Origin of the sequence: Streptococcus sanguinis (assembly GCF_003943655.1) — a bacterium.
In the GTDB taxonomy this organism is placed as follows: Bacteria; Bacillota; Bacilli; order Lactobacillales; family Streptococcaceae; genus Streptococcus; species Streptococcus sanguinis_F.
Genome location: NZ_RJMM01000053.1, coordinates 1 through 1,794 on the forward strand (window position 1 = coordinate 1; position 1,794 = coordinate 1,794).

Annotated in this window: 1 protein-coding gene; it reads right to left on the reverse strand. The window is 45.2% G+C overall.

The features are described 5' to 3' along the window. Window positions 1-187: 187 nt before the first annotated feature. Window positions 188-1,794 (reverse strand): LPXTG cell wall anchor domain-containing protein (locus tag D8886_RS11515; RefSeq protein ID WP_125435770.1); only part of this gene is annotated, 1,607 nt, incomplete at its 5' end.

Below are 1,794 nucleotides of genomic sequence, written 5' to 3' on the forward strand. Positions count from 1 at the left end.
CAACGGCTTTATTATACACTAATTATACACTATTCCTTTTTACTTAGCTATATATATAACTATAATTATGGAATTTTTATTTAGAAATAGACACTTTTTAAAAATAGTCTATTTTTCAAAAAAGGAAAGATCCTTAAACGAATCTTTCCTCTTTTAATTTGGTATCTGAAACCTAAATTCTTAATTTTTAGTCTTCAGACTTTTTCTTTCTCTTGTCTAAGCCAATCAGTCCTAAACCTGATACTCCCGCAAGTAAGCTTGCAGCCAAGTATGAGGTTTCTTCTGAGCCGGTCTTAGGAAGGGATTTAGCACCCTCGCTCTTAGAAAGAGAAGGTGGTGCAGGTGTAATCGTCCGCTCTGGCTGAACAGGAGCTTCTGTCACAGTCGGAACATAGATTGCTGAAATCGTCTGACCATTGCGGTCTTTGCGAATCACTGTCACGCCGTCAGCTTGACCGACAAAGCCCGTTTCCGGTACAAAGGTCACAGTGCCATCTGGCGCAATCGTATATGTACCTTGACCTGGAACAACTTTTTCTGTGCTACCGTCTTCGAATGTTGGTGGAACGGTTGGATCCACGTCTCCTTCAAAGATAGGCTTGCCGGTCTGAGACTGGCCTTTAAGACCCGTGCTGCTGGTATCTGCTGTATCAGTACTTCCCAAAACAGTTGGGGTATAGGTAGCCGTCACGGCATTGCCATAAATATCGAGACGTTTCACGACGACTCCGCGAGCAGTTCCGACAAAGTCGGCTTCCGGCGCAAATGTTACTGCTCCCAGCATATTGAAACGATAAGTTCCTTCTCCTGGGACAACCATTTCGGTGCTACCATCCGCAAAGGTTGGTGCTACCGCTTGGTCAATCGCCCCTTCAAAGGTTGGCGTTCCCGTTTGAGCTTGACCCTTGCGACCGCTGGACACACTGTCCTTGCTGGTTGATGGTTCAACCACGGTTGGAACATAGCGAGCCGTCACTGAGGTACCGTTCTTATCACGACGTACAAGGGTCACACCAGTACCCTGACCAAGGAAATCAGCTTCTGGAGTGAAGGTGACTGTACCATCTGGTGTGATGGTATATGTTCCTTGACCTGGAATAGTCTTTTCCTTGCTTCCGTCTTCAAAGGTTGGCGCAACGGTTTCATCAATTGGAACCAATGGATTACCTGACTCAAATATAGGTTTCCCAGTCTGAACATGGCCTTTGATATTTGTAGAGGTCGCATCTTTACCGGTTGGGACTACTGCTTTCACTATTGCTTGATATTTGACAATAACAGGAGTTCCGTTAGCGTCTAAACGAATTAATCCCAGTTCTGATGTTTCGCCCTTGAATTGTTTTATTGGGGTGAAGGTCACCTTGTTGTCCGCATCCACTTCGAATTTACCAACATTTGGCACTTCTTTAATATTCTTTCCGTTACCAAACAGTGGAGTCGAACCGGCTGGGAATGGAACTAATTTATGTCCTGGCGTGAAAGTCACTTGACCTTTTTGAACCTGACCTTGCAGACCTTCTGTCTTGGTGTCAGTACCTGTCGGAGTTACCTTTGTGAACTCTGGACTGTAAGTTGCAGTGACTGGAGTTCCGTTTTTATCAACACGTTTCACAGTGATTGGATCGGGTTTTCCTACAAATTGCTTGTCTGGGGTGAAAGTCACTGCTCCATCCGGAGTGATGGTGTAAGTTCCTTGACCTGGAATATTCTTTTCCTTGCTTCCATCTGCAAAGGTTGGCTCAACAGTCTCATCAATTGGAACTAGTGGGTCCGCACCTTTGAAGGTTGGAGTGC